Source organism: Ignavigranum ruoffiae (assembly GCF_900110675.1).
Taxonomy (GTDB): Bacteria; Bacillota; Bacilli; order Lactobacillales; family Aerococcaceae; genus Ignavigranum; species Ignavigranum ruoffiae.
Genome location: NZ_FOEN01000004.1, coordinates 111,343 through 131,133, shown reverse-complemented (window position 1 = coordinate 131,133; position 19,791 = coordinate 111,343). Strand labels below are relative to the sequence as shown.

The 19,791-nt window shown below is 40.3% G+C and carries 14 protein-coding genes and 1 pseudogene; 3 read left to right on the top strand and 12 right to left on the bottom strand.

The window, feature by feature from the left end:
- Positions 1-10: 10 nt before the first annotated feature.
- The 8 genes and pseudogenes from BMX34_RS04695 to nrdD form a co-directional block, all read right to left on the bottom strand.
- Positions 11-1,984: an FtsX-like permease family protein gene (locus BMX34_RS04695; protein ID WP_092571330.1), complete on the bottom strand. Its 1,974-nt coding sequence runs from the start codon at positions 1,982-1,984 to the stop codon at positions 11-13.
- Positions 1,977-2,738, bottom strand: coding sequence for an ABC transporter ATP-binding protein (locus tag BMX34_RS04690; protein WP_092571328.1), 762 nt, complete (start codon positions 2,736-2,738; stop codon positions 1,977-1,979). Before BMX34_RS04690 ends, BMX34_RS04695 begins: the two co-directional genes overlap by 8 nt.
- Before the next feature lie 119 nt (positions 2,739-2,857).
- A complete protein-coding gene (locus BMX34_RS04685) occupies positions 2,858-3,772 on the bottom strand; it encodes a sensor histidine kinase (protein ID WP_092571325.1) in 915 nt (304 codons plus the stop codon).
- Positions 3,765-4,457, bottom strand: coding sequence for a response regulator transcription factor (locus tag BMX34_RS04680; RefSeq protein ID WP_092571323.1), 693 nt, complete (start codon positions 4,455-4,457; stop codon positions 3,765-3,767). The genes BMX34_RS04685 and BMX34_RS04680 overlap by 8 nt, the downstream gene beginning before the upstream one ends.
- Before the next feature lie 167 nt (positions 4,458-4,624).
- Entirely contained in the window at positions 4,625-5,737 is a 1,113-nt protein-coding gene (locus tag BMX34_RS04675; RefSeq protein WP_092571321.1) for a baeRF6 domain-containing protein, read from the bottom strand.
- 317 nt (positions 5,738-6,054) lie between these two features.
- Positions 6,055-7,686, bottom strand: coding sequence for a C69 family dipeptidase (locus tag BMX34_RS04670; RefSeq protein WP_092571319.1), 1,632 nt, complete (start codon positions 7,684-7,686; stop codon positions 6,055-6,057).
- Between the two features lie 390 nt (positions 7,687-8,076).
- Positions 8,077-8,676, bottom strand: coding sequence for an anaerobic ribonucleoside-triphosphate reductase activating protein (gene nrdG, locus BMX34_RS04665; protein WP_092571317.1), 600 nt, complete (start codon positions 8,674-8,676; stop codon positions 8,077-8,079).
- A pseudogene (gene nrdD, locus BMX34_RS04660) lies at positions 8,666-10,591 on the bottom strand (anaerobic ribonucleoside-triphosphate reductase); the annotation flags it as partial. The gene nrdG and the pseudogene nrdD, both read right to left, overlap by 11 nt.
- Before the next feature lie 193 nt (positions 10,592-10,784).
- Between nrdD and BMX34_RS04655 the strand changes: the two are divergent.
- Entirely contained in the window at positions 10,785-11,585 is an 801-nt protein-coding gene (locus BMX34_RS04655) for an alpha/beta fold hydrolase (RefSeq protein WP_092571313.1), read from the top strand.
- Positions 11,586-11,710: 125 nt separating this feature from the next.
- Here the strand turns inward: BMX34_RS04655 and BMX34_RS04650 are convergent, their stop codons facing one another.
- The 3 genes from BMX34_RS04650 to BMX34_RS04640 all read right to left on the bottom strand — a co-directional run bounded on the left by BMX34_RS04650 (position 11,711) and on the right by BMX34_RS04640 (position 15,841).
- Positions 11,711-13,021, bottom strand: a complete 1,311-nt coding sequence (locus tag BMX34_RS04650) for a nucleobase:cation symporter-2 family protein (RefSeq protein ID WP_092571311.1) — start codon at positions 13,019-13,021, stop codon at positions 11,711-11,713.
- 191 nt (positions 13,022-13,212) lie between these two features.
- The gene (locus BMX34_RS04645) at positions 13,213-14,565 is read right to left on the bottom strand and encodes an FAD-dependent oxidoreductase (RefSeq protein ID WP_092571309.1); all 1,353 of its coding nucleotides are present in this window, start codon (positions 14,563-14,565) and stop codon (positions 13,213-13,215) included.
- Positions 14,566-14,944: 379 nt separating this feature from the next.
- The gene (locus BMX34_RS04640; protein WP_092571306.1) at positions 14,945-15,841 is read right to left on the bottom strand and encodes a YsnF/AvaK domain-containing protein; all 897 of its coding nucleotides are present in this window, start codon (positions 15,839-15,841) and stop codon (positions 14,945-14,947) included.
- 281 nt (positions 15,842-16,122) lie between these two features.
- On the opposite strand from BMX34_RS04640, the gene sdaAA reads away from it, so the two are divergent.
- Positions 16,123-17,682, top strand: a complete 1,560-nt coding sequence (sdaAA, locus tag BMX34_RS04635; protein ID WP_092571304.1) for an L-serine ammonia-lyase, iron-sulfur-dependent, subunit alpha — start codon at positions 16,123-16,125, stop codon at positions 17,680-17,682.
- Between the two features lie 492 nt (positions 17,683-18,174).
- Here the strand turns inward: sdaAA and BMX34_RS04630 are convergent, their stop codons facing one another.
- Positions 18,175-18,708, bottom strand: coding sequence for a YbaK/EbsC family protein (locus BMX34_RS04630; protein WP_092571302.1), 534 nt, complete (start codon positions 18,706-18,708; stop codon positions 18,175-18,177).
- 185 nt (positions 18,709-18,893) lie between these two features.
- On the opposite strand from BMX34_RS04630, the gene BMX34_RS04625 reads away from it, so the two are divergent.
- Positions 18,894-19,712: an alpha/beta fold hydrolase gene (locus tag BMX34_RS04625; protein WP_092571300.1), complete on the top strand. Its 819-nt coding sequence runs from the start codon at positions 18,894-18,896 to the stop codon at positions 19,710-19,712.
- Positions 19,713-19,791: the final 79 nt, after the last annotated feature.

Below are 19,791 nucleotides of genomic sequence, written 5' to 3'. Positions count from 1 at the left end.
TTTGGCTCGCTTATCTTACCAAGTGATAATAAACTCGCGAAGTTAGCTTATAGACCACATAATAGATAAAGACGATTGCTAACACCGTTAATAGCAGAGAGATTAAGAAGAACTGATAATCATAAATCCCAATCGTCATTAAGAGACGAGAAACTAATTTACTGGCCACTAAAGTATGTAAGCAAGCTACTAATAAAGGAAGGAAGAAGAGCCAAATAATTTGTTTCTTCAAGACTTTCTGAATTAAAGTTTCGTCTAAGCCCACTTGTCTCAATATCCGATAATTTCCTTGATCTTCTTGTCCCTCACTCAATTGTTTATAATAAGTGACCAGAATCGTACCGATTAAGAAGACAATCGAAACGAGGATCCCAATAAAGACCAAGCCTCCATACATACTATAAAGATCTGCCCGTAAACTTGATTTAGAATTGATTCTAATCGAATAACCCTTCGCCCGTAAGGCATCTTCTACAGTCTGACGGTAGGTCTCATCGCCATCTATATTATCCCAACCTAAATTGACTTTGTATTCCTGTGGAAATTCTTTGGATCCTAGCTGCTGACTGATTTCTTGTAATGATGAATAATCTTTCACTACCAGTAGATAACTTTCAAAAGCGATATTCTTTGGCAATTGACTTTGGATAGGAACTAATTGATAGTTCGTTTGGTCAATCGAAAGTTGGGTTAATTTCTTTGCCGCCGGACTATCACTATAGAAAAGCAACTCATTGTCAGCTGGCTGGTAGTTTTCCCCCGTCCGCGCATTAAAGTGTTTGCTATCTTCTAAATAGATCAAGCGCAGATTCGAGTCATTTATCGAGAAGCCATCGGCCGGCGTTAACCTCCCCTCTTCATCTAGAACCAGGAGTAGACTTTGGAAATAAGCCAAAGGTTGCACTGACTGACCCAGTTCTTGATGAATCTCCTGTACATCCTGTTTAAGTTGCTCAACTTGCTGGTCCAATTCTGCCTCAGTTAAATCTATCGGCAGTTGGACGCCCTCAACCATATAATCCTTCGGTGAGTTAGCATCAATCGTCTGATCGACATTCCGATAGACCGTTACGGTCGTCCCTAAGGTGATAATCAGACCGGTTAACATAATACATACACTCGCCAAACCCATGGCATTCGCGCGTATTCGATAAAGCATGCCTGACAAGGAAAAGAAGTTCTCAGCCCGATAATAATAAGACTTCTTGCGCTTTAATGCGTTCAGGATAAATACTGACAAACTTTCAAAAAGCAAATAACTGGCTAACATCACTAGGATGGCTGCTAAGAGAAAGGTCAAGACGGATTGTAAATTCCCTTTGGTAACCAGCGCTAAATAATAGCCATAAGCTAATAGTGCTAAACCAAGAACCAGGACCAACCAACGATTACGTGGCGGTGCTTGACCGGCCTTGGCTTGACGCATCAATTCCATTGGATTCACTCGCCAAATTCGCCAGGCATTTAATAAGAAGAGTAATAAGAATGTGACTGCGACAAAGGCTAAAGCGTAAGCAAACACAGTCCAACTCCATTGGTAGTCACCCATCGACATTGCTTGGGCATGAATCAAGTGTTTTAAACTCATAAAGATTAATACCCCAAAAAGATGGCCACCGATCAGACCAAAGAGACTGGTCAAGCCAAATTTCAACAAAGTCTCCAGCCCCAATAGCTTAATCATGTGTCCTTGCTCCAAACCCATGACTTGATAAAGGGCAAACTCCGAGCTTCGTGTCTTTATCGCCAATCGATTGGCATAGAGGATAAAGACAATGGTAAACAAGCCGACAAGAATAATCCCCAAATAAAGTAAACTCTTAAGATCAGTGTGCTCGCGAGTGATGTATGGATTATTAATTAATGAAAGAACGATATAGAACAGAGCCACCATCAAAGAACTGGCCATCACAAAAGGGGCTTCCCATTGACGGTGGGCCAGAAGATTTCGCCGGGCAAGGCCCCATAATAGATGTCTACTCATGAGCTTCACCTGCACTTATAACTTCGAGTGACTGATTAATGCGATTAAAGAACTGACGCTGACTCTCGCCACCCTTGTAAATCTCGTTATAGACAATCCCATCTTTAATAAATAATACCCGGTCTGCATAAGCAGCGGCGGTTAAAGAATGGGTTACCATTAAGATCGTCTGCCCCGCTTTTTGCAATTGGCTAAATAAATCTAAAATAACTTGACTCGATTTGGAGTCTAGAGCGCCGGTCGGTTCATCCGCCAGAAGCAATGAAGGTTGACTAATCATGGCCCGAGCAATCGCCACCCTTTGTTGTTGACCGCCAGAAATTTGATAGGGATATTTATCTAAGATATCGGCTAAACCTAACAGATTCACCAGTGACATCAGCTGCTGATTCATTTCACTTTGATTGACCCCCGACAAAACTAAAGGCAACAAAACATTATCCCGATTACTAAAGCTATTTAACAGATTAAACTGTTGAAAGACAAAACCTAATTCTTCCCGACGGAAACGAGCTAAATCTTTGGCTTTAATCTTACTTAGATTCCGCCCGTTAAGAATAACCGAGCCTGCGGTAGCGTGATCCAAGCTGGCAATAATATTCAATAAGGTTGATTTGCCAGAACCAGATTCGCCCATAATAGCCACAAACTCGCCTTGATTGACGGTAAAACTAACTTTAGAAAGTGCTTCGGTTTGAACTGAGTGTTGATCGCCATAAACTTTCTTTAAATGATTTACTTCTAATAAAGTCATCGTCTCACTCCTTTTCTGATAATCCTATCTTAACGGATCCAACCACCGCTTGCCTTTATCTAAAGTGACACTTTGACTTAGAATCTTACATTATTGAAAGATTAGCTATTATAGAAATCTTAGCCGATAGAATTCTTAGGAAAATAGATTAAAAATTTGCTGCCTTGCTTCAATTTAGATTCAACTTTAATCTCCAATTGCAGTCTTTGAGCAATTACCTGGACAATGTAAAGGCCAACACCGGTCGATTTCTTATTTAAACGTCCATTCATCCCAGCATATCCTTTGGAGAAAATCAAAGGCAGGTCGTGGGGGTGAATTCCACGACCACTATCTTGAATAACTAAAGCCCGCTCCTCAGTCTGATAATAGATGTCTATCTGTCCCTGCGGACTATACTTGACAGCATTATCAATTAATTGCTCTAGCAGAATCGTTAACCATTGTCCATCAGTTACCACGATTGCCTGGCTGGGACTAAAGTTCAAATGGATCTGAGCCTCAATAAATAAAGGCGCATAATATTTAATAATCTTACGAAGCACTTGATCTAAATCAATGTCCGTCAAATCCAAAGCCACTTCTTCATCCAATAACTTAAGGTAATTTAAGGCTGTCTGAGTATAATTATCAATCCGTAAAGTTTGGATGCGAATATCGTTGAGGGTTTGGCGGCTGGGTTCTTCTTCAGCAGCTAATAACATGACCGCAGTAATCGGCGTTTTAATTTGATGAATCCAAATTAAGAAGTAAGAACTTAAATCGGACTTAAATTGATACCATTGATCTTGCAAGTTTCGATGTTCTTTTTTCAGTTGATGCATTTGTTTTTGAGTGGATAGCTGCTCTTGATAATAAGGATAGGCCAAGACTAAGTAGACTAGACTCAGAAAGCTATTAAGGACTAGCACATAAATAAATAGCAACAGATTTTGATACAGCAAGAGTGAGACTAACAGGAAAGTGAGATGAAACAAAGCAAAACTTCCCCACCACTGTCTTTTACTTTTTAGAAATTTTTGCCAATTAGCCATTGATTTGCCCGCTTTCTGAATTTAATCCATAGCCTAAGCCTTTTTTGGTGAGAATTAATTGGTCTAAACCAATCGACGTCAATTTCTTTCTTAATCGCGTCATATTGACAGAGAGGGTATTATCGTCAATATAATCATCACTCTGCCAGCACTTCTCAATAATTTTATTGCGACTGACAAAAGCTCCCTGACCCACAAACAGCGCCTCCATAATCATCAATTCCGTTCGACTTAAGACCAGCTCCTGATCAGCATAACGAAGTAAGGCTTGGTCGGGAATCAAGCTTAGAGCTTGCCAGGTCAAATAGCCATGATCGGGCCCAAAATCATAAGTCCGACGCAACAAAGCTTGAATCTTAGCAATCACAATCTCTAAATCGAAGGGTTTGGTTATATAGTCATCTGCCCCCATCTGTACGGCCATCACAATATCCATCTTTTCTGCCCGGGATGAAATAAAAATAATCGGGATGTTCGATGTTTTTCGAATTTCTTCACACCAGTAATAACCATTAAAGACGGGCAAGACAATATCCAAAAGAATTAAATGAGGATCGAAGCTTTGAACTTCAGCTAAGATATTATTGAAATCTTGGCTCACTTCTACCTGATAATGCCATTTCTTTAGTGCTTCTTCTAAACGTTCTTGGATTACCGGATCATCTTCGACAATGTATATTCGCATAAGTACGGTCACTCCTCTCTAACCATTAAACTTATCTTATCACAGCCCTTGCCAACAAAAAACAAATCACTGCCTTAGCTTGAACATTTCTTGATGTTCAAAAGTAAGACAGTGATTGTCGGCTAAATTAATTTATTTTATAACTTGTTGGCTTCATCGCTCGTCCATCAGTAACGCAAACGAGCGGCTATTTTGAATTCATCTCCCAATAGATCTTGGTCTAAGAGATAAACCTTGCCTTGGGTCTTGAGTACTTGATGAATTAATTGTTGACGATACCCTTTCCCAGCTTCATTGTATTGACCTGTCGGGTCAAAATCGCCTTGTGGCATATATTCTTTGGCCAAAATTAATTCTTCGATTCGTCCGGCAATAGCTAATTGAGCCAGACTATCGAGACTATCTTTAACCTTAAATTCAGGAGAAGTCTCTTGGAAACGTTGTTTCAAGTTGGTTAGCTCTTGTTCTTTCTGCGCTCGCAGACTTTCTTTAACAATATTTTCAACTTGTTGGTCGGTAAAATTATTACCTGAATGAATCGCTTGATCTTCTAAATATTGATTCTTAGATAATTTTCTAAAGACGACTTCATTCTCTTCTAAGGCCAATAAGACCAAGGGTAGCTTATATTTCTTTGAATATTGTTGATATATATAATCATCGACCAATTTGAAATAAAATTCTCGGTCTTTATCCCGTTCATCACTGGTATCTGAATGGCCATGAAAGGCATGTGAGGCTGGGGTAGATGGTGGCGTAATATTGGCTGGATCATAATCAGTCCCTACGGCTTCAGCCATCGTTTCAGGAATATCCTTCCCCTCTAACGTGACAGGTTGAAGTTGGTCCCCGTAGACCTCATATAACTTAATCTTGCCGCGACTCAATTTTAGCAAGTGGAAATGATTATGCAATTGATTATTAATCAAGACAGGACTCAATGCTGGGTAGTCAGCTACAAATTCAAAAGCAGGAACCCGTTCAAAAAGATGATAATAGTAAATTCCTGAAGCATGAATATAAAACACCAAGTCTCTGGCTTGTTGTGGCAAAGCTTTGTAATCAGCGGCTAAGCCTTTTAATTGGGCTAGGATGGGTTCTGCCAGGCTAGGCTCTGATAAATCTTCTTCGATAAGTTTCTTAGCTTGCTTGGATGCATTCTCTAACTGAATCCTCAATGCCTCTTGAGACTGATCATCTTGATCAATGCAGAGATTGATTGTCAGATAAGGTCCATCTTGTTCTAGTTCTTCTGTTGGAAAAGCATATAATCGTTCCATCATCAAGCTCCTTTCGAATATTAGATTGTTCTTTCATTGTAACGAAGATTCACAAGCCTGTAAAAACATTTGGATTTCCCGATTTAATGAAAGCCCTCTCAAAAGGACTAAAATATGGGCTTGTTGATCGACAAACTCTTGACTTTGTATTTCAAAATGTTGAAGCTTGATCAAAAACCGATTGAAAAATAAATGAATCTAAAAGCAAAAACCGTCGATCAAAGCAACTCTTTGACCGGCGGTTTCGGAATATTAGCTATTCAATTCAACGAAGAAAACCACAAATAACATTCGAATAGATTTTCTTAAAATAGAAATTATTCAGTCACATAGTCACTTTCAATCGTTTTGATTTGATCAAAGGCATCTTGAGAGAATTTCTTAGTTTGTTCAGTAATCCATTCAGCAGCGGCTGCTGGATCTTCTCCATATTTCTTAATTAATTCTTGACGAACTTCTTCGAATTGATCCATCGCAACTTTCTCAATCGCTAGTACTTTTTCACGAATTTCATCTTTCAAATTACTTTCATCGGCTAGCATTGCTGTTAGGATACTATCTACAGCCCAGTAGAATGATTCTGAATCATATTCATTGCTTTCTACTTGGTAAGCTGGGATAGTTTCAGTGATATTACCAAAGAATGGTAAATAAGGAGAAACGGTTGGTGAACCAATAGCTAACCACATCACTCCTGGCACTTCAGCTGGCATATCTTCATAAATTTGGAAGATATGAGCTTCCATGGTGTTTTTGTTACCAATTGGATATTTTGCATTTTCTGGCATTTCAACTTCAGTTTCTTCTTCAGCTGCTTCTTCCGCTTCGGTTTCTTCTTCAGCCGCAGATTCTTCTTCAGCAACTTCGCTTTCACCTTCAGCCTCAGTTTCTTCTGCAACTGTTTCTTCTGCTTCACTAGGTTCAGTTTTTTCTTCGGCTGCTTCGCTTTCGCCTTCAGCTTCAGTTTCTTCCATTTCGCCACCGGTTGCTGAAGCAACATTATCAGCTGGAATATAATCAGTACCTTCTAAACGGTTACGTTGAAGATTCATCACGTCTTCTAAAGTGATTTTCTTGTCAGTGCTATGTAAGAATGGGAATTCAGTATCATCCATGCTCACTTCAGCATCTGGATCTAAAGTCTTCACACCTGACCAATAACGAGAAATAGATCCTGGATCAATTTCAGCAGCATATGAGTCTGCGACCCGAATCATTCCATCTTCTTCAACAAGGGTTCCGGCTTCTTCTGCAGTAGCTTTCAAATCAGCTGAGGCAATCACATTGTCTGTATCTTCCACATCTACCCCTTCAAGGAAGAATGAATTAGGGAAGACTGCATACATATCATCTGGCAATTTCATCGCTGCATATTGGTGACCTGATAAGATTTCCATATACCAAGTTTCATTTTGGTCAGCAATAATTAAACCATTACCTTCTGCTGAACCTTTCTCATCAACGATTGAAGCTAATAATTCAATTCCTTCACGAGCTGTCTTAGCTTGACCTAAAACAATTGTGGTCATGATACTTTCTGAAATACCATTTTCAACAAGTGGGTCAACCGCTAATACTTCTTCATTAGTATAAGTGGTTGTAGTTGCATCCATGGCTACCCCATGTTCATTATAGCCAGCTTCATAATACAAGCCCCATTCAGGTGTAGTATCTGGAACTGCGAAATATTTATAAGATTCTGCTGGTAGTTCGTATTCGAATTTAGTATATTCGTCAACTAATTTGGCGCCTTCTTCATTCTGCTTAGCTTCAACTACAATAAATGTCTTATTATGATGTTGTTCTAAGTCTTCAGTCCGTCCAAAGATTACTGAACCGTCTTCCGTTAAATCCTTACCCACATAAACTCCGGTACAGGCAGCCACTGGCTGAGCTAACATCACTCCCGCAGCGAAAACCAATCCTAAACGTGATAAAAATTTTCTCATCTTTTTTCCTCCCCATAATATAGTGTAAGCGCTTTATAATAACATTATAACACTATGTTTTCATTGAAACATAAAAATTAGATAAGAAAATACTAAGGATGATTTAATAAAAATCTTTTCATCATGATTTTCAGAAAATAAATTTAGAAGTTTAATCGTTTTCTCCCTATAATTCTCAGCGGGAGATTTACTTTAATTTTTCAAGCAAACATTGCTAAAGATAGACAAAAAATAGGCACTAGTTTGTCACATAAGACTAAACTAGTACCTAAGAATTTAAGTTGCTTATCAAATCATTCAAAGCTGATCTAGCTGATTTAAAAGTAAATGTATAATTTTGGGAATTAACGGCCTCTCTTTAAAAAAGAAGATATCCTCTCTGTCATCTTTTTATTCAGAACGCTTCTTAAGTGAATCCTGCCATAAGATAACTTGATTCCGTTTGAGACTTTCTTTGACATTAATAATTCGCTGGTTAGCCGATCCGCGAAAACGTAGACGCAAGTCGCGCAGGCCATGTTCATAGCGACCATCCACCAGAACATCAATATAATCGAGGAGAGCCAATTTATCGGGACTTTCCTTCATCAACTCTTCCCAAGTATAGCCGGTCCAAGCCCAGATATCTTTATCTCCACCAAATCGTTGGCGCAACTTCTGACAAAGTTGTAAAAGAATACCGGTATTTAACATGGGTTCCCCGCCTAATAGAGTCAAGCCCTGACAATATGGAGCCGCTAAATCTGCTAAAATCTGCGCTTCCAAAGCTTCATCATAGGGGATTCCTTGATTAAAATTTTGAATTTTCCGATTATAACAGAAGGGACAAGCAAACAGACAGCCAGCCACATATAAAGAACAACGGACACCTTCGCCATCGACAAAGTTGTAGGCTTTGTAATCAGCCACCTTGCCTTGCGACCAGTCTTTAGCTAACCATTCTTGAGGTTGTGGGTATAGCAGCCCGGTTTGGGGATCTTTATAGGCCATGGCTTGTCACTCCCAGATGCTTCTTGCGGGCGGTAATCTCACGGTGACGGCCCTTCACCATCGGTCTGAGTTGAGGATTGCCTAGATAACCACAGGTCCGTTTGACCACATCACAAGTCTCGGGATTACGATTATGACAGTGCGGACATTCAAAACCAAACTCTGTGGGATTGAAATCCCCTTTAAATCCACATTCATAACAATAATCAATCGGCGTGTTAGTACCGAGATAGCCAATGCGGTCATAGGCATAATCCCAGACCGCCTCTAAGGCCCGTGGATTCTGTTCTAAATTCGGGTACTCACAGTAATGAATGAAGCCACCACTGCTATAGTATGGATAAGCTTGTTCGAAAGAAATCTTCTCAAATGGGGTCGGTTGCTTACGCACATCATAATGGAAAGAATTCGTATAATAGCCTTTGTCGGTAATATGAGCCACTTCGCCAAAACGTTGACGGTCTAACCGACAGAAACGATCGGTCAAACTCTCTGAAGGAGTTCCATAAATTGAAAAATGATAATCATATTGTTGACTCCATTGATCAACTTTTTCTTTAAGTCGGCGCATAATTTCTAGGGTAAATGCCTTGGCTTCGGCGTTACTTTCCCAATCAGGCCCATAAAATACGGTAGCCACTTCATACAAACCGATGTATCCTAAAGAGACCGTCGCCCTTCGGTGATCAAAGAGTTGTTTCACCGAATCATCTTTCTTCAGATAATGGCCAAAAGCCCCAAATTGATAGATGATTGGCGCATTCTCTGGTTGAGCTTGCAGAACACGGTGAATCCGATACAATAGTGCTTCTTCTGCCAACGTCAAACGAGCTGACAAAGTTTGCCAAAATTGATCCAAATGACCCTGGGATTCTAAAGCAATGCGAGGTAAATTGAGCGTGACTACGCCCAAATTCATCCGGCCTTCATTGACTTCAAGACCCTCTTCATTCCGCCAACCCTGTAGGAATGATCGACAACCCATGGGTGCTTTAAATGAACCGGTCAATTCAACAATTTTGTCGTACATTAAGACATCAGGATACATCCGTTTAGTCGCACACTCCAAAGCCAAACACTTGATATCATAGTTGGGATCCTTAGGATGCAAGTTAGTGCCTTCTTTGAGCGTAAAAACTAACTTAGGAAAGATCGCTGTTCTTTTTTCTTTGCCTAGGCCTTCAATTCGAATCTTTAAGATCGCTCGTTGGATCTCCCGTTCAATCCAAGAAGTTCCTAAGCCAAACCCTAAGGTGGTAAATGGAGTCTGTCCTTGCGACGTATAAAGCGTGTTGATTTCATATTCCAAACTTTGCATCGCATCATAAATATCTTTCTGGGTGGCTTCTTTAGCAAAGGCTTCTTGTTGGTCAGGATCAGTCAGCCATTTTTGCGCCCTGGTTAAATGTTTGTCATAGTTCATTTGAGCATAAGGAGCCAACAATTCGTCTACTCGATTCGCTGTAGTCCCGCCATATTGACTTGAAGCCACATTGGCAATAATTTGAGCCATCTGAGCAGTTGCCGTATTAATCGAGCGAGGAGGTTCTACTTGAGCGTTACCGATGGTGAAACCTTGCTCAAACATCGTCTTAAAATCAATCAAACTACAATTCGTCATCGGTGCATAAGGTTGATAATCTAAATCATGAATATGCAAATCACCAGCTTGGTGGGCTTGAGCTACCGCTTCGGGTAATAGGGCTAAACCGATCGACTTTGCGAGCACACCCGCCATCAAATCTCGTTGCGTATTGAAGACCCGACTATCCTTGTTCGCATTTTCATTGACGACTGATTTGTCTTGGGCTAAAAGATGTTCAATCCCTGCTTGTAAATTGGGCAAGGCTTTTTCTAATAGCGTCTTGATATCTGGCATGCTCCCGAAATCATCCACTATATATCGTTGATTTTGAAGACTTTCCATGCAATAACCTCCTACATGTAGTGGTATTTTATAATTTCAACACTACATATTGTGATTATAGGTTATCATAGGAGATTTTTATGTCAAGATGTTGAGGGACAATTGGACAATTTTCTGCTAAATTTTAGGTCAATTATGGTATACTCAGACTATGATTAAATTTCTATGAGGAGATTGCCCGATGCAAGAAAAAACTTTAATCTTTCACCAAGAACCGGTTCGCTACTGGCGTCAACCTGGAAAAGATCATCGCCCAACTCTATTTTTTACCCATGGTTTATTATGCAACCACACCATGTTCCAGGAACAGTATGATTATTTCAAAGATTGGTCGATCTTGACCTGGGATCTGCCCTTGCATGGGGCCAATAAAGGATATACTGATTTCTCCTATGCGGAAATGGCTGAGATGATGAATCAGATTTTGCAGCAAGAAAATATTTCCCAAGTCATCCTCATTGCTCAATCACTCGGTGGCTTCTGTGCTCAAATTTTTGCTGAGCGATTCCCGCAAAAAGTATTTGGACTTGCTGGTATCGGTATTGGTCCGCTTGGTTTGCAGTATTATAACTCGATCGATCAATGGTGGTTAAAAAATACCGGTTGGATGAGTTCTTTTTTGAATCCCCAGGACTTAAGGCAGAGTATCGCTCTTTCTGCTACTTATTCCCATCAAGCTCATAAGAAGATGCTAGCCATGTTAGAAAATTATCAAGACCACGAGATTCTGGCCACCACTGATATCGCTTTTAAGACCCTATTGAAAGAGAATCATAATATTCAACGTCAGCATCCGACTCTACTCATCTTAGGCGAACATGATGATCTGGGAAAGATTAGTCAATACACCCGCCAATGGCACCAAGAAGAAGGTATTCCATTAAAGATGGTGGTCGATGCCGGTCACAATGCAAATATGGACAACCCGATGGCCGTCAATCGTCTGCTGAAAGAATTCATTCTGGACTTAATTTATCCTTAACCCTAAAAATCTAGCTTGAACTAGCTAATGACATTGATATAAAAAAGACGGTATGGCTCAACAAACGCGAAAGATGACTCTTTCAGACTTGTTGTAGCATATCCGTCTTTTTTTTATTATTATACTTATTGGTGTTTTTCTTTAAGTACTATGTTTAAGATTAAGGCCGCGATGGTTCCAGTAGAGATACCTGAAGATAAAATCATCTTCAAGGCATTAGGCAATTGAGCCAGAATTTCAGGTTTAACTGTTACCCCGATTCCCAGCGCAAATGAGACAGAGATAATGAGCAGTTCTCGATCACCCAGTTCTATGCTGGCCAAGGTTTTAATCCCTTGGGCCGCGACCAGACCAAACATAATCACACCGACACCCCCTAAGACAGGCGAAGGCATCACCGCAATTAAGGCCGAAAGTTTAGGAAAGACACCGAGGAGGGCGAGAATAAATCCGGCCAGGGCCATAACATGACGACTGGCTACCTTGGTTAAGGTAATGAGACCCACATTTTGTGAGAAAGCTGTATTAGGACCGGCACCGAATAAACCAGAAATAAAGGAACCCACGCCGTCACACAAGACGCCGGCTGCGGCACGCTCACTGGAAACTTCAACCTTGGAAGCCTCTCCAATAGCCATCATGATTCCCATCGTTCCAATAGTGGAAACCAAATAGGCAGGCACAAAAGATAAGGTCGACGCCCAATCAAAATGCCAACCATAACGCAAAATATTAGGCAAGGCAATCCAACCTGCATTAGCCACCGATTGTAAATCGACCATCCCTAACGGAATACATAGTAGATAACCTACGACCATTCCAACAAAGACCGAGGCCGTCTTCCACATTCCCTTACCATAATAATTTAAGGCTAGTGTAAAGACCATAATAGCAAAGGCTACCCCTAAATTCTTTAGAGAGCCATAATCAGCTGAGCCCACTGAGCCGGCAGCCCAATCCACACTGACTGGAAGTAAGGTAATTCCAATTAAGGAGACAACGGTCCCGGTAATGAGCGGCGGGAAATATTTACGCAGGGGTTTGATAAATCGACTTAAAATAATTTCGACAAAAGCCCCAGTCATCGTGGCAGTTATAATCCCGGCAACACCAAACTTAGCTCCGACATTAATCGAAGGATTCACAAAAGTAAAATCCGTTCCCATCATTCCTGAAAGTCGTGAGCCAATTGGACCCAAGCCACGCGACTGAATCATGGTCGTTAAGCCTGAGGCAAAGATGGTTGCACTTACCATAAAGGCTGTTTCTTGGACTGAGAAATTTAAAGCCGTACATACGACTAAGGGCACCGCGATAATACCTGCAAAGGCCGCTAAGATATGTTGAAAAGCTAAAATAAGCGAGACGGCTAAAGGGGGACGGTCTTCATTCGCGTACAACAAAGATTGATGACTCATTGTTTTATTTTCTTCCATATTGATCCTCCATTCATCACTTCATCCTTATTATAGCTTAATTTTATTTTTAGCCTGTGATTATCCTAATGATAGATAAAATATTTTTATAAATGTTCGTTTTTTAACCGAAAAAACTAGGTTAGCCCTGGATTCATTCATAATGAATTCCCCTGAGCTTAACCTAGTCTAGTAAGTTATGATGAATGGACTTATTCAGCTAATTTGCGTTCTTGTTCCACAGCGGCTTGAGCCAGAATGTTAAGATAGTTCCATGGACGGTCAAAGACTGGTTGGAAGAAGAAGTCAACATAAGCTAAATCTTCGATGGTCATCTTGTTTTGGATGGCTAAAGATAAAGTATTGGCAGAGGCAGTACAGTCATATTTAGACATGACTTGGCCACCGATAATTCGTTGGCTACCTACTTCATAAACTAATTTCATATATAGTTTCTCATTCGTTGGCATAAATTCTGGACGGTAGAAGTCTTCGACATAAACGGTCCGAACATCTAAACCAAAGACTTTGGCAGATCCTTCATTGACACCGGTAGAACCAATATTCCAACCGAATAGATGTAAACCAGACGTTGATTGAGTTCCACGATATTTAACTTTATCGCCGTCAATATTTTTACCAGCTAAAGTTCCCATCCGCACAGCATTGGTTGCTAAAGGAATGTAGGCATGACCATTATTTGGATTGTAATTCACCGCACAGCTATCTCCAGCCGCGAAGACATCTGGAACACTAGTCTTCATATAATCGTCTACAATGATGGCTCCGTTTGGCATGGTTTCTAATTGGTCTTTCACGAGATCATTGTTTGGACGGAAGCCAACACATAAGATAACTAAGTCTGCTTCATACTCTCCGCCACTGGTCACAACTTTCTCAACTTTACCATTGCTACCTTCGAAACGTTGAACCATTTCATTTAAGCGAACATTCACACCACGGTCACGTAAATCATTTTCTAAAATATCTGTAAATTCGGGATCTAGGTATTTATTCAGAATTCGGTCTAAGCCATCCACTAGGGTCACTTCTTTACCCTCAAGGTTAAAGGCTTCAACCAATTCAATACCGATATAACCGCCACCAACAATGACAACTTTTTGAGCGTCCGTTTTCTTGGCAAAGATTTCCTTAGCTTGATTATAGTTCTTACATAATTGGACATTTTCTAAGTCTAAGCCATCTAATGGTGGAATAATTGGCCAAGATCCGGTCGTTAAGATTAATTTATCGAATTGATCTTCAAATTCTTCGCCGGTCTTTAAGTTTTTGACTTTTAAAGTCTTGCCCTTTAAGTCAGCTTCAGTCACATCATGTTCCATATTAACAGTTGCTCCCAATTCTGCCAGTTCAGCTGGGTTAGAATAGAATAATCCTTGTGGATCCTTAACAACCCCGCCAACATACAGAGCAATCCCACAAGATAAGAATGAGATATTATCATTACGTTCATAGACTGTTACTTGGGCCTCTGGATGTTCATTTAATACAGTTTTTACCGCAGAAGTCCCCGCATGGGTACAACCAATTACAACTACTTTCACACTAATTCCCCCTAAAAAATAATAAAGCTAAGTGAATAAAACCTAGCCACTTTCCTTGTTTAGTTTAGCACATTGTTCTTAAAAGTGGAAATATTTCGAAAACTAAATATCAGGGTAGATTTAACATTATTTCAACCTTCTAAATCAACAAAAAGACACCGAATAATTACCTGAATTAGAAGCTGTTCGCTAAGGATTTCATTTCATGATTTGATTCATTGACACTCATCATTAGCTTTAAAGGTTAGATAAGAATATGTATGAATCATCATGAAGCTCTTGGGTAACTATTCGGTGCTTGATAACTTTTATTGTTCTAGGTCAGCCAGGATAGGTTATTCATTCAATTTATGTTGACTATCGATAAACTAGGGGAATGTTACAAATTTAATCGGTCTTCATCTTCAATATCCACATCACCATCAACATTGATTTCTTCACGGCGAGTGGTATCGGAAACTGTCTCATAATCCGTCTTTTGTACCCGATCAACATTCAATTCATCGGTCACAACAACATCTTTATCTACTACAACTTCTTCTTCTGATACCGGAACTACTATCGTTTCTTCAGTAAATTGGTGGTCTGCATCCGCATCAACATCGGTTGGATGATTGGTCCGCGTAATATGAACTTCTTCGCGACGGATAGGAACTTCTACTGTTTGGGTTTCTTCAACCACTTCTTTACTAATCTTTACTTCACCGGCATCATGTTCGACCGTTCTAGGTCTTAATCGTTCCTCATGTAGGCGAATTGTTTCAGTATCGACATCTTTATTACTATAAGCGATGTCATCTTGGTCTCGTTTAGAAAGTTCGTCATGACTAGCAAAATCTTTCTCACGATAATGAGGATTGCCATCGATTGCAGTCACATCAGCTCTTTGATCGAGAGGCTCTTTGAAATTCATCCCATCGACACCGGCCTCACCCATTCGATAGGCATCTGCTTCATAGTGACTATCTACCAAGACAAGTATTTCTTCTCGGTCAAAGGAATCTTGATAAGCAGTATAGTCAATTTCTTCCTCAGCTGCCTCAGGTTGATCAATACCAAATAATTTGTCAAACCAAGAACGTTTATCTTCCTGAGCCCCATGGGCAAGTTCTGTGGAATCAATGACGTTAATATTAGTATCTAAACGGTCTAAAACATCAGGGTTGGCGGCTAAATGGATAGCACTAGGATCTACACCACGGTTGATTAGTTCATTAATTGCCTTATCGGCTGCATCTGCATTCGGGTAAGTACCATATACAAATCTATTGACCATGATTTTTCTCTCCTTTTCTTTACCAATCTCTCTCGTTCCAACATGTTCTTGTCATGACAAAAAACTAACGACTAATAAATGACTCTTTCATCATTTACTATAACTTTATTATAATGAGAAGGAAGGAATCTTCAAAACATATATTCCCTAACATATTAATGTGTATCTTAGCACAAGATGAGAAGTTGATTAATTCGTTGAAAGTCACTTCTTTTTATTCGCTTTCAGTGATAAGATACAGCTATAATCCGCAAATCAAGAATCATATAAGGAGGCAGATCATGTCTTTTACCAGTTTAAATGAACTGATTCAATTGTGTTCACAACGCCAACAACCGATTTATCAAGTGATGTTGGATACCGAAGTTGAGGCTGAAGGCATTCCCGAAGAAGAATTACTAGCCACCATGGATCAACAACTTCAGGTAATGATTGAATCCGTCCGCAAAGGGACCGAAGAAGTTACCATGACCCGCACCGGCATTGCTGGTGGTGATGGTTATAAATTATCCCGTTATATTCAAGAACAAGCTTCAATTGTCAATCCTGTTTCTTTACAGGTAGTCGCTAATGCCATGGCCGTGAATGAAGTCAATGCATCCATGGGCCGGATTGTAGCCACGCCAACGGCGGGATCAGCAGGGATTCTGCCCGCTGTCTTGGTTCATGCCCTTGATTCGGGAGAATTTAGCCGAGACCAAATTATTAAAGTCATGTTTACCGCTTCAGCACTGGGCTTAGTTATTGCCAACCGCGCTTCGATTTCTGGAGCTCAAGGGGGTTGCCAAGCAGAGATTGGCTCTGCCACCGCCATGGCTGCGGGTGCTTTAGTTGAATTACACGGAGGAAATCCAAGTCAAGCTGCAAATGCAGTTGGTTTGGCCCTTAAGAACTCCTTAGGTCTGGTTTGTGATCCTGTCGCGGGTCTCGTAGAAGTTCCATGTATTACTAGAAATGGACTCCACGCTTTAACGGCCATGGCCGCAGCCGATATGGCCTTAGCCGGAGTGGTATCCATTATTCCACCTGATGAAGTCATAGATGCTATGGATGCGATTGGTAATGAACTTCCTGCTTCTTTAAGAGAAACCGGCATCGGCGGCTTAGCCGGCACACCAACCGGAAAAGAGATTAAAGAGAGAATTTTTGGTTCTGCTTCAGCTTTTGATATTGCTGAATACCATTCAGCCTATGAAATTATTGGCCCAGTCATGGTCGGTCCTTCATCTTCGCATACTGCAGGAGCGGTACGGATTGCCAATGTGGCGCGCCAACTCTTAGGTGAAGAACCTGAAGAGGTTGTTTTTACTTTAATGGACTCTTTCGCTAAGACCTATCAAGGACATGGAACAGACTTAGCCTTAATTGCCGGTATTCTAGGCTGCAATACCAAGGACCCTAATATTGGCCGGGCAAAAGAACTTGCCGAAGAAAGAGGCCTAAAATATAATTTCATCGAAAAAAATCTAGGCCATTATCATCCCAATACAGTACGCATTCATCTTTTTGGTCCTAACAAACAAGTCCAAATTATTGGTTCGTCCATTGGTGGAGGTAAGATTGAAATTCAATCGCTGAATGATCATAAGATGCATTTCTCAGGAGAAAAATTTACCTTGGTCATTAAACACCAAGACCGTATCGGCGTGATTGCCAAATTGACTCAATTTATCGTAGAACAAAATTCAAATATTTCTTTAATGGCGAATCACCGTGCTAAGATTAATGGTCCTGCCATTACCCTGTTAGAATTAGACACACCGATAGATGCCGAAGCGGTAGATGCTTTGGTAGAACGCTGTCCATTTATTGAAGATATTGCGATTGTAAAAGTAGATTAATTTGTGATTTAAGTTTAACTTTTGCAGTAACTAAAATTTTACATCCCAAAAACAAAACAATCGAATCCGTGTACTAGCAAGAGACCGTCCTTCAAAGCTCACGCTTTTCCAGACTAGATCCACTAGACCAGCTCTAAGCAACTTATTGCAAGAGCTGATAAGCTACGTGGATCTTCTTCATTCTTGCGGGTACTGCGGATTCGATCTTTGTTTTTGGCTACTATATTTTGTTGAAAGCTGTCCTTTATTAAACAATCATCTAAATCTTTGATCAAGACACAGGAAAGGCAAAAACTTTTAACACAATATCTAATGAGATTTTTTGTTAGGCCTTGAAGCGGAATAGTAAATATTGCTTTTATGCTATCCTGCATTAAACACCAATTTTAACTCTTTGTTAAAGACACTATAACGTGAAAAAACTTTTAAAACAATTTATAATAAGGTTTTCTGTTAGGTCTTGAATTGGGCTGATCAATACTGGGCTGCCTATCAATCTATTAAATCATCGGCATAGTCCTTGATTTGACTAAAATGTAAATCGTTCCGACCATAGTGATCACTGCCGACGGCTAGGTATTTCCAGGATTTAGCGCCACTATGGGTAAATAATTCTTCAGGACTCAAGCGAATAACGGTATCTCGGCTGCCCGCCGCCGGATAAACCCAAGGATAGCGTCGTAAACTCATATCTAGATATACATCGACGTCATCAGGCAAATTAAATGGGCAGACTCCGCCGACAACGTGTCCCACTCGATCGAAAACTTTCTCATCTTCTAACATCTCAGCCGGTATACCGAAATGAAGTTGGAATTTGTCCGAGTCAATCTTATCATCACTGGAACAAACTACCATAACTAAGCGATCGCCATGATAAAAGATTATGGACTTAGCAATACTGCCCAGATCTGTTCCAACCCATTCTGCAGCTTCTTCGACAGATTCAGTATTTCGAGCGAAACGCTGGATTCGATTATCTAAATTAACTTGGCTAAAATATTTTGCGACAGGTTCGAATGCCATGTCATCTCCCTTTCTATCTTCAATATATTTATTATAGCAGTCGAACTAGCTAATTAGCCACCAAAATCATAGAAAGGGCTTTCATTAAGACTTTAAGAGATTCTCATCATTATTTAATCTTAATATGCTATAATTATTGAATTAAGATGAAAACAAATTGCGATTAGATAGAAAAGGAGTGTCTCATGGAACACCTTATTTTTCACTCAGATTTAGGCGATATCCATTATTGGCTGAGTAAAATCGATGCCAATCGTCCCACTCTAGTTTTTACCCATGGGGTCTTAATTAATCATGAAACTTTTGACCCACAAATTAAATATTTTGCCAAGGACTATAATATTATTACCTGGGATTTACCCCTCCATGGACTTTCTAAAGAATGTACGGGCTTTACCTTAAGAGCTAGCGCTGAGATTATGCAGGGCATTCTTGATAAAGAAGGCATTGATCAAGTGATATTAGTAGGACAATCTCTGGGGGGCTTCTTCTCTCAAGAATTTGCTGACCGCTATCCAGACCGGGTCAAAGCCTTTATCGGCATTGATACAGCGCCTTACGGAAGGCGTTATTATCCGGATAAGCGTCTGATGCAGTTCTTTGAACCCAGCATGTCAAGTCTGACCAGTCTGACCAACCCTTGGCAAATTCCCGAAACCTGGTACACCGCCTTTACCGGCTTATTTGCTGCCTTCACTCCGATGACTTATCAGCGCATGATGAAATGGTTGCAACCCTATTCTGCAGCCGATTTACGTCGGATCTGTCTAGCAGCCTATCAAGCGATTATCAATGAAAATCGGGATATTAAACGCCAACATCCGACACTGCTACTATTAGGTCAATTTGACTGCTTCGGAATTATGATGTACTATTCGCTAATTTGGAATGTTTTGGAACATATTCCACTCCGTATCATTCCTTTTGCGGGCCACATTGCCAATAATGACAACCCTTGGGCCGTTAATCACGAGATTCAAAGCTTTATCGAAAAAGTCGCTTAAAAGCTCCGCTAGTTGCAAAAATAATCATAAAGATAAAAATCCACCCCGTCGCCTAAGTTTCTAGTCTGACTGGGTGGAT

Excerpts from the sequence above, each read along its gene's own strand:
- BMX34_RS04650 (WP_092571311.1), bottom strand. The coding sequence starts at position 13,021 with ATGGAAGAAAATAAAACAATGAGTCATCAATCTTTGTTGTACGCGAAT.
- nrdG (WP_092571317.1), bottom strand. The coding sequence starts at position 8,676 with ATGGCCTATAAAGATCCCCAAACCGGGCTGCTATACCCACAACCTCAA.
- BMX34_RS04625 (WP_092571300.1), top strand. The coding sequence starts at position 18,894 with ATGGAACACCTTATTTTTCACTCAGATTTAGGCGATATCCATTATTGG.
- BMX34_RS04630 (WP_092571302.1), bottom strand. The coding sequence starts at position 18,708 with ATGGCATTCGAACCTGTCGCAAAATATTTTAGCCAAGTTAATTTAGAT.
- BMX34_RS04670 (WP_092571319.1), bottom strand. The coding sequence starts at position 7,686 with ATGAGAAAATTTTTATCACGTTTAGGATTGGTTTTCGCTGCGGGAGTG.
- BMX34_RS04685 (WP_092571325.1), bottom strand. The coding sequence starts at position 3,772 with ATGGCTAATTGGCAAAAATTTCTAAAAAGTAAAAGACAGTGGTGGGGA.
- BMX34_RS04655 (WP_092571313.1), top strand. The coding sequence starts at position 10,785 with ATGCAAGAAAAAACTTTAATCTTTCACCAAGAACCGGTTCGCTACTGG.
- BMX34_RS04640 (WP_092571306.1), bottom strand. The coding sequence starts at position 15,841 with ATGGTCAATAGATTTGTATATGGTACTTACCCGAATGCAGATGCAGCC.
- sdaAA (WP_092571304.1), top strand. The coding sequence starts at position 16,123 with ATGTCTTTTACCAGTTTAAATGAACTGATTCAATTGTGTTCACAACGC.
- BMX34_RS04680 (WP_092571323.1), bottom strand. The coding sequence starts at position 4,457 with ATGCGAATATACATTGTCGAAGATGATCCGGTAATCCAAGAACGTTTA.
- BMX34_RS04690 (WP_092571328.1), bottom strand. The coding sequence starts at position 2,738 with ATGACTTTATTAGAAGTAAATCATTTAAAGAAAGTTTATGGCGATCAA.
- BMX34_RS04695 (WP_092571330.1), bottom strand. The coding sequence starts at position 1,984 with ATGAGTAGACATCTATTATGGGGCCTTGCCCGGCGAAATCTTCTGGCC.
- BMX34_RS04675 (WP_092571321.1), bottom strand. The coding sequence starts at position 5,737 with ATGGAACGATTATATGCTTTTCCAACAGAAGAACTAGAACAAGATGGA.